General features: G+C 62.3%; 8 protein-coding genes. 5 read left to right on the forward strand and 3 right to left on the reverse strand.

The features are described from left to right. The first annotated feature begins 92 nt into the window (after window positions 1-92). Window positions 93-1,610: a glycosyltransferase 87 family protein gene (locus RIF72_RS10505; RefSeq protein WP_309074749.1), complete on the forward strand. Its 1,518-nt coding sequence runs from the start codon at window positions 93-95 to the stop codon at window positions 1,608-1,610. Continuing rightward, window positions 1,603-3,048 (forward strand): NAD(P)/FAD-dependent oxidoreductase, encoded by a 1,446-nt coding sequence (locus RIF72_RS10510; RefSeq protein ID WP_309074750.1) that lies wholly within the window; start codon window positions 1,603-1,605, stop codon window positions 3,046-3,048. The genes RIF72_RS10505 and RIF72_RS10510 overlap by 8 nt, the downstream gene beginning before the upstream one ends. A 5-nt stretch (window positions 3,049-3,053) precedes the next feature. On the opposite strand, the gene RIF72_RS10515 is transcribed toward RIF72_RS10510, so the two are convergent. After that, window positions 3,054-3,659: an NAD(P)H-binding protein gene (locus RIF72_RS10515; protein WP_309074751.1), complete on the reverse strand. Its 606-nt coding sequence runs from the start codon at window positions 3,657-3,659 to the stop codon at window positions 3,054-3,056. Between the two features lie 84 nt (window positions 3,660-3,743). Here RIF72_RS10515 and RIF72_RS10520 point away from each other — a divergent pair, with 84 nt between their 5' ends. Further along, entirely contained in the window at window positions 3,744-4,142 is a 399-nt protein-coding gene (locus RIF72_RS10520) for a helix-turn-helix domain-containing protein (protein ID WP_309074752.1), read from the forward strand. Window positions 4,143-4,190: 48 nt separating this feature from the next. Here the strand turns inward: RIF72_RS10520 and RIF72_RS10525 are convergent, their stop codons facing one another. Both RIF72_RS10525 and RIF72_RS10530 read right to left on the reverse strand, forming a co-directional pair. Continuing rightward, window positions 4,191-4,829 (reverse strand): ABC transporter ATP-binding protein, encoded by a 639-nt coding sequence (locus tag RIF72_RS10525; RefSeq protein WP_309074761.1) that lies wholly within the window; start codon window positions 4,827-4,829, stop codon window positions 4,191-4,193. Window positions 4,830-4,914: 85 nt separating this feature from the next. Next, window positions 4,915-5,994 (reverse strand): ABC transporter permease, encoded by a 1,080-nt coding sequence (locus RIF72_RS10530; RefSeq protein WP_309074753.1) that lies wholly within the window; start codon window positions 5,992-5,994, stop codon window positions 4,915-4,917. 196 nt (window positions 5,995-6,190) lie between these two features. Here RIF72_RS10530 and RIF72_RS10535 point away from each other — a divergent pair, with 196 nt between their 5' ends. Both RIF72_RS10535 and RIF72_RS10540 read left to right on the forward strand, forming a co-directional pair. Continuing rightward, window positions 6,191-7,471: a sensor histidine kinase gene (locus tag RIF72_RS10535; protein ID WP_309074754.1), complete on the forward strand. Its 1,281-nt coding sequence runs from the start codon at window positions 6,191-6,193 to the stop codon at window positions 7,469-7,471. Further along, window positions 7,468-8,124 carry a response regulator transcription factor gene (locus RIF72_RS10540; protein ID WP_309074755.1) on the forward strand — a complete coding sequence of 219 codons (657 nt, stop codon included), beginning with the start codon at window positions 7,468-7,470 and terminating at the stop codon, window positions 8,122-8,124. The genes RIF72_RS10535 and RIF72_RS10540 overlap by 4 nt, the downstream gene beginning before the upstream one ends. The last annotated feature ends 51 nt before the right edge of the window (window positions 8,125-8,175 follow it).

Raw genomic sequence — 8,175 nt, forward strand, 5'->3', positions numbered from 1 at the left:
CAAGGAGCCCACGCGGCTACGCGTGGGCTCCTCCCCTTTAACCAGGTGAACCTCCAACCCCGTGAACCTCGCAGGACTGTAAGCTCGATCGCATGCAGGAGACGAAGCCTCACCGGCCACTAAAACGTGCCCGCTTTGTGGTTCCAAGCCGCAGCGATGCCCTGCTTCGTAACTTCACGGAACTAGTGGGCGGCCCCCTGGGCAAACACACCTCGCCCGGGAAGATTTCGCCTGGTCCGTTCACTGTGGAACGGGTCCTGATCATCCTCACTGTTGTGGCTGCCCTGCTCGCCGTACTCGCAAAGGATTACTGCCGCGTCCGTGGCTGGGAGACTCCCGGCCAGTTCTATGCAACCTGCTATTCAGACTTCCCCGAGCTCTTCCGAAACCGCGGTCTCGGCGAAGGGATATTGCCCTTCTTCACCCAAGGCAGCCTGTTCGAGTATCCAGTGCTCATGGGCATCATCGCCGGCCTGACAGCTTTTCTGGTGCCCGGCCAAGGCATGGGAAACGAACGTATCCTGGGCTACTTCGACGTCAACGCAACATTGATAGTCGCTGTTTGGATCGTTACCGTCCTCCTGACTGCAAGAATCAACAGGCGCCGCCCTTGGGACGCCGCCATGGTGGCCGTAGCCCCCGGGATCATTCTGGCCGGATTCATCAACTGGGACATGTGGGCTGTGGGGCTGCTGGCCTTGGGGATGTACTTGTTCTCCCGGGACAAACTGATCCTGTCTGGCGTGGTTATCGGTCTGGGAGCCGCCACAAAGCTGTACCCGGTCCTCATCCTCGGTGCCGTGCTGGTACTGAGCCTAAGAACCGGCAAGCTACGCGCCTTCTTCATCACCGCTGGTGCGGCCGTAGCATCCTGGTTGGCGGTGAATTTGCCCATCGCAGCGATTAACCCTTCGGGCTGGCGATACTTCTTTGAATTCAGCCAGGATCGCCCTGCCGGATACAGCTCACCTTGGTTTGCGTACAACCTGGTAGCGGACAGGATTCGATGGGCGCAGTTGGATGGCGCAACCATCAATACGCTGGCACTGTGTCTGTTCGTCCTGGCGTGCGCACTTATTGGTGCTTTGGCGTTGTGGGCCCCGCGCCGGCCCCGTTTGGCCCAACTGGTCTTCCTCATTGTGGCGGCGTTCATCCTGACCAATAAGGTCTACTCGCCCCAGTTCGTCATCTGGCTCATCCCACTCCTTGCCTTGGCTCGGCCCCGTTGGCGTGACTTCCTTATCTGGCAAGCTGCCGAGGGGCTGCACTGGGCCGCCATCTGGATGTACCTGGGCCAAACGACCAGTGGCGGTTCCGTCCAGCACAACATCGACATGTCCTACTACGTGCTGGCCGTAGGGCTGCACATGGTTGCGACGACCTATCTCATGGTGCGGGTGGTCATTGATATTTGGGATCCTGCCCAGGATCCCCTCCGCGCGTATGGCGAGGATGATCCCCATGGTGGACCATTCGACGGCGCCCCGGACTGGCTACGGCTCGACGTTTTTCGACCCTCCCGCTCAGTGCTGCCGTGGCGTCCCCGGGCTACGGTGGAGACTACGGATCCCAAAGCACCCCAGCATATGGAGGTAAACAGCGATGGTTGATGTCGCCGTCGTCGGCGCGGGCCCCAACGGTCTGGCCGCCGCAGTTGTTATGGCCCGCGCAGGCCTAAGTGTCGATCTATACGAGGCAGCCGATGCGATCGGTGGTGGGTCCCGGACCAGCGAATTGATCGAACCCGGCCACCTTTACGACGTCTGTTCCGCAGTACACCCGATGGCTGTGGCGTCGCCCTTCTTCCGCGCTTTCGAGCTGTCAGAGCGCGTGGATCTGCGGGTGCCGGAGGTCCAGCACGGCACGCCCTTGGACGTGGGAGGTGCGGCCTTGGCCTACCAATCCCTGGATCGCACTGTGCAGGAGCTGGGCGTCGATGGTCCCGCCTACCGCCGGCTGCTGGAACCCTTGTTGGAGCGGGTGGACGGCGTGGTGGACTTTACGTCCAATCAGCTCCTGCGGATTCCGAAGGATCCGTTAGCGGCAGTCAGATTCGGGCTGGCAACCCTGGATCAGGGGACCCCGCTCTGGATGCGCCGATTCCGCGAAGAAGCTGCCCCTGCGCTGCTGACGGGCGTGATGTCACACGCCCTTGGCTCGCAGCCTTCCCTTAGTTCAACGGGAGCCGGGCTGTTGCTCAGCATTCTGGCGCACGCGGGCGGTTGGGTGATACCTGTTGGTGGCTCGATGTCCATTGCCCGGGCCATGGCTGACGATCTCACTGCTCATGGCGGCACCATCCATGTGGGCGAACGCGTGAATTCGCTGGATCAGGTCCGTCCAGCGAAGGCCATCTTGTTGGATGTTGCCCCGCCAACTCTGGCGCGCTTGGGTAGCTCGGAAATTCCCGACCGTTACCGTCGTGCACTTGAAGCATTCCGCTTCGGGAATGCAGCGTGCAAGGTGGACTTCATTCTGTCCGGTCCTGTTCCTTGGCGTGATTCCGCATTGGCGAAGGCAGGCACTGTCCACGTTGGCGGTTCACGGCGGGCAATGGCAGAGTCCGAGAACCTGGTGGACATGGGCAAACATCCAACGGAACCGTATGTCTTGGTGTCCCAGCCATCCGTAGTGGATTCGACGCGGGCTCCGGAAGGCAGGCACGTTTTGTGGTCTTACTGCCATGTCCCTGCGAATTCGACCGCGGACATGGCCGAAGCTGTAACAGCACGTATTGAGCGTTACGCGCCTGGCTTCCGAGACGTTGTGGTGGCATCAAAGACCACGACGGCGGCGGAACTGTCCGCGTACAACGAGAATTACGTGGGTGGAGACTTCAGCGCAGGTCTGCTGGATCTGCGCGGTCTGGTGCAACGGCCGGTTGTGTCCATTGTGCCGTGGCGAACGCCTATGGAGGGCGTGTACCTGTGCTCATCCTCAACGCCACCTGGTCCCGGAGTTACGGGAATGCCCGGGTACCACGCGGCAAGATATGCCCTCAAGGACATATTCAAGATGCGGGTACCCGGGCTGGGTGTTGGGCTTTAGAACGTTTAGTTGGCTGCGGTGAAACGGGCGCGGCGGTGAGCCGGGCTCTCGATCTCGTCCAGCATGGCTACTGCGTAGTCCTGAGTGGAGATGCTGTTGCCGGCCGGTGAATCCTTGGCGACGGTGTATTCACCCGTGCGCTCACCCGGCTGGATGACGGGAGCGGGAGCAAGGACCGTCCAATCGATGGTCTCCGGCGTCTGCTTCACAGCTTCGAAGGCCTTGGCAGCGGTAGTGGCCTCAGCTTTGTATGCCTCGGGGAAGTCAGGGGAATCGAGCAGGCGGACGCCGTCGATCTCCAGAGTGCCGGCGCCGCCGACGATCATGAGGCGGGTACCCTCCGCATTGCTGTAAGCGGAAACCATCGCGTCGAGCCACTCGCTGTGCTCGCCGCCGGTGCGGCTGGGCCCCGTAGCCAGCACGACGACGTCGTGATTCTGCGCGATGGAGGCGAACGCCTGGGCGTCAGCGAGATCGGCAGCCTGGGCAGCGGCTCCGGGAACCTCTGCGCCCTTGCGGGAGATAGCGGTGACTTCATGGCCCCGGGTAACGGACTCGTTGACGATCTGGCTGCCGACCATGCCGGTCGCGCCGTAGACTGCGATTTTCATAGCTCTCCTTGAGGTTGGTATCCTGACAACAACCCCAAAGGTATCCACCGGATACTGATAGCTTCAAAGGAACCTAGTTACCTCTTGGATACTAATGATCTTCCCGGAAACATCCTGAACCCCAACTGTCCTTCGCGAGTGGTCTTCCAGCGCATAGGCGATAAATGGGCTTCGTTGGTGATTCAAGTGCTCGGTGACGGGCCGGTCCGCTTTTCGGAGCTGCGCAAAATGGTTAACGTAGTTACTCCCAAGGTCCTGACGCAAACCCTGCGCGCCCTGGAACGCGACGGACTGATTACGCGGACCGTTTACGCGCAGGTACCGCCACGCGTGGAGTACGGGCTGACGGCTCTGGGTGAGTCCCTGCTGCAGCCGCTCATCCTGCTGCGCCACTGGGCCGAGAGCCACGTTCCCACCATCCTCGAAGCGCGTGACGCCTACGACGAAGCGCAGGACCAAGCCCTCCTCGGCTCCCCCAAGTAGGTCGCAGTTCAGGTCGTTCTGAACGCTGAGAACGACCTGAAGTGCTACCTAGTTGGGCTGCGCCGACGGGACGAGCGCGCGGCTGACTCGTCCGTCACGCATAGTTGCGACGGCGTCGGTGAGGGGCAGGAACTCGGTGTCGTGAGTGACCATGACGGTCGCCGTCTGGAAGTCGTTCGTGACCTGCCGCAGCAGCCGGACGATGGACCCGCTGCGTTCGTGGTCGAGCGCGGCCGTTGGTTCATCGACGAGAAGAACAGTCGGGCTTCCCATGAGGGCCCGCGCAATGTTCACCCTTTGACGTTGGCCCCCGGACAACTGGTGTGGCCTCTTGTGTGCCGCCCCGGACAGCCCGACGACGTTCAGTAGTTCCGCCGCCTTCTCCCGCTCGGTGCGCACCGGCTTCCCCCGCAGATGTCCGCGGATCAGCAACTGCTCGACGGCGGTCAGGGACGGAAGCAGGTTGGGTTGCTGGAAGATGATGCCCACCTTGTCCCGACGGAGGGCTGTGCGTTCGGCCGCGGAAAGGGCGGACACGTCCTGTCCGTCGATGATGACCAGCCCCGCCGTAGGTGCAACGAGAGTCGCGGCGACGGCCAGCAGTGAGGACTTACCGGATCCCGAAGGACCCACAAGGGAGAGGAATTCACCCTTGCGAACGTTGAGGTTGACGGCGTCCAGTGCCATAAGGGTGGAGCTGCCGTCAGGGTATTCGAGGGAGACGTTGTTAAGGTTCAGTGCGCTATTCACGATGTATGCCTTTCAGGGAATCTTAATTGCCGCCGAGGGCAAGCAGTGGGTCGACCTTGGTGACATTTCTGACTGCCAGGACAGCCCCTGCCAGGCCGAGGAGGACGATCCCTGCAATGGGAACCAGCGTGGTCATAGGTGTGATCAGGAAGGGTGCTGCTTGAGCTGCGAAGAGTCCGCCCCCAAAACCAATCAGGCCGCCGACGCCGGCGCCGATCAGCAAGACCACGGCTGCTTGGGCAAGAGCATCCCGCAGAACATAGCCAGACGAAGCTCCCAAGGCTTTGAGTACGGCGATGTCACGTGTGCGTTGCACCGTCCACACGGTCAGGAATGCGACGATCACCAAGGCTGAGATCCCGTAAAGAAATGCCTGCATGAGCATGAGCGATCCGTTTTCGCTCTTATACGAGGCCAAGGCTTGGAAGGAGCTCACGGGATCCATGCTGACAGTGCCGGCCGCCGTGTTGGCGGCGTCGAGGTTCACGGAAGATCCGCCGTCGAAAGTTACGGCAATAACAGTTGCTGTGCCGGGTGCACCACGTGCGATGGTCCGCCAAGTGTCGAGCGTCGTCCAGACCACGCCAGTGTGGGAGTACCACTGGTCCTCCACAACCTCGGCCACGGTGAGATCCGTCCCACCCAGCCTGAGTCGGCTACCAGCCTCCACGGAAAGATCCTTGGCCAGTGTTTCGCCAATCACCACCGCCCCGTCCTCCACTACTGCCGGCGCCACTGCCCCGCCAAAGACGGCGATGTTCGCTGTACCGCTCGGTGCGCCACCCGCCCCTGGTGACTGGACACGCGTTTGGCTGATTCCCAGTCCCTGCGCCGAAGTAACGCCTGGCTGTTCCCTCCAAGCCTCCAGCTGCGCGGAGGAAACTTCCGATTCCGTGTAGGACGCCTTGGGCTCGCCGCCGGCAGATGCGCCGAAGACAATCTGCTGAACGGGCAGGGCACCAATGGCCGACGTCGATTGGTTGCCCAAGCCCGCCGTCAGCCCGGAAAGCATGACGAGCAATAAGGTGATCAGGGCGACGACGCTGGTCATGAGCGCAAAACGGCCCTTGGCGAAACGGATGTCGCGGATGGCAAGAAACATCGGATTCCTTCGACTCAATGCGGGCTTGGTCCCGTCCATATCAACTCTTCCGGCGATGCGTCGAAGGGACATCGGGAGCCGGATGGATTGACCGGCATCGAGGGGCTGAGCTGACGATCAACCGAATGGTTGATCCAGGCCCCGCCATGAAGGATCCGGGCCGGTTTGCTGATTGTCGGGGGATACGCTGGAAAGCATGCAGTCTCCCTCTGGCGCCGCCACAATACTCCGCGCGCTGCGCGTAAGCCTGCACGTCGGTTTCGCTGTTCTGTTGCTTGTGGCCGTTGTCCGTTTGCTGACGGGAATGGGAACCAGTGGGGCGCCATCGGCTCTGGCTTTGGCCGCGGGCCTGGGGCTTTCGGTCCTGCTGGCGCTGGTGTACCTCAGTGGGACGCTCCTGGAAAAGCGTCATGCAAGCGACCTGACACGCTTCAATCCCACGCCTTACGCACGTTGGTGGCTGGGCGCGGTGATGCTCGTATGGCTGCTGCTCCTCCTGGTCAGCAGCGACTTTGCGTGGGTGGCCTTCCCTCTGTTTTTCCTGCAGCTGCACCTTCTGCCTCGGCGTTTGGCGCTCCCCGCGATTGCGGTGAGCACGGCCCTTCTGGTGGGCACTTTGTGGTTCCACAGCCGGGGAGCATCCGACGGCGGCCTGCAGCTGGCGATGATCCTGGGACCGGTCTTCGGGGCCGTCTTCGCGGTGGTCACCGGGTTGGCGTACCGTGCCCTGTTCCTCGAAGCCGAGAACCAGCGCACTGTCGCTGAAGAGCTACGCAGAACACGGGCAGAACTCGCCCGAACCCAGCACGACGCCGGCATGCTGGGTGAACGTGAACGGCTCGCCCGGGAAATCCACGACACCCTGGCCCAGGGCTTCTCCAGCATCATCTTGATGGGAAGGTCCGCGGAGAAAGCCTTGGATGACGGTGACGCGACTGCTGCGAAGGAGCGGTTGCGGACGGTGCAGGACACAGCGTCGGCCAATTTGGCTGAAGCGCGCAGCTTCGTTCGGGGACTGCGTTCGCCGGATCTTGCCGAGTCAGGACTCGTGGACACGCTCCGCCGACTCTGTGGGAAAACGGAAACCGAGGCTGCTGCCCGTGGGTCCGCGTTGCGCTGTCGGTTTGAGCTGGTGGGTACGCCTGTGGAACTGCCGAACACGTACCAGACAACCCTGCTTCGGGCCGCACAGGCTTCCCTCGCGAACGTATGGGCGCACGCCCACGCACGCGCCGCCGTCGTGACCCTGTCCTTCCTCGGCGAGGAGGTGACCCTTGACGTTTTCGACGACGGCGTCGGTTTCGAACCGTCGACGACGGTGGGTCCAGCGCGTGGTGACGGGACCGGCGTCGGACTTCAGAGCTTGCGCGAACGGCTGGCTGCGCTGGACGGCCGCTTGGAGATCGAGTCGGCACCCGGTGAAAGCACAGTGGTTGCGATTCGCGTGCCGCTGCCGGCGGATCAAGGTGCTGCGTGAGTGATATCCGTGTTTTGCTAGTGGACGACCACCCGGTGGTTCGGGCGGGGCTGCGGGCAATGCTCGCCGACTTTCCGGGTGTCACAGTGGTGGCTGAAGCCGCGAATGGTGACGCTGCCCTGATGGAACTCAGCAGGCTGCACACCCTTGGCGAGCCCGTGGACCTGGTGCTCATGGATCTGCAAATGGGCAGCGGCATGGACGGCGTGACTGCTACGGAAAAGATCAAGGCAGGCGGGGCCGGGACTCCCCCGCCACCCGTTCTGATTTTGACGACTTACGACACCGACGCCGACATCCTCGCCGCAGTGGAGGCCGGCGCCAGCGGCTACATGTTGAAGGACGCCCCACCGGATCAGATCCGCCAGGCAGTGTTGTCCGCAGCTGCCGGGCAGACCGCGCTGGCACCCGAAGTTGCGGCGCGGCTCATGGGCCGCATCCGGAACCCTTCGCCGGCGTTGAGCTCCCGGGAAGTCCAGCTGTTGGAGCTCTTGGCGACGGGTATGAGTAACCGTGCCATTGCCAAGCAACTCTTTATTTCCGAGGCCACGGTGAAGACGCATTTGGTGCACATCTACTCGAAGCTTGGCGTCGACAACCGAACCGCTGCCATTGCCGTAGCGACGCAGCGCAGGATCATCCGCGGGCGCTAACTCTCACCCAACTGGGTCGCAGTTCAGGTCGTTCTCAGGGCTCAAAACGAC

Origin of the sequence: Paenarthrobacter sp., from assembly GCF_031180005.1 — a bacterium.
GTDB lineage: Bacteria > Actinomycetota > Actinomycetes > Actinomycetales > Micrococcaceae > Arthrobacter.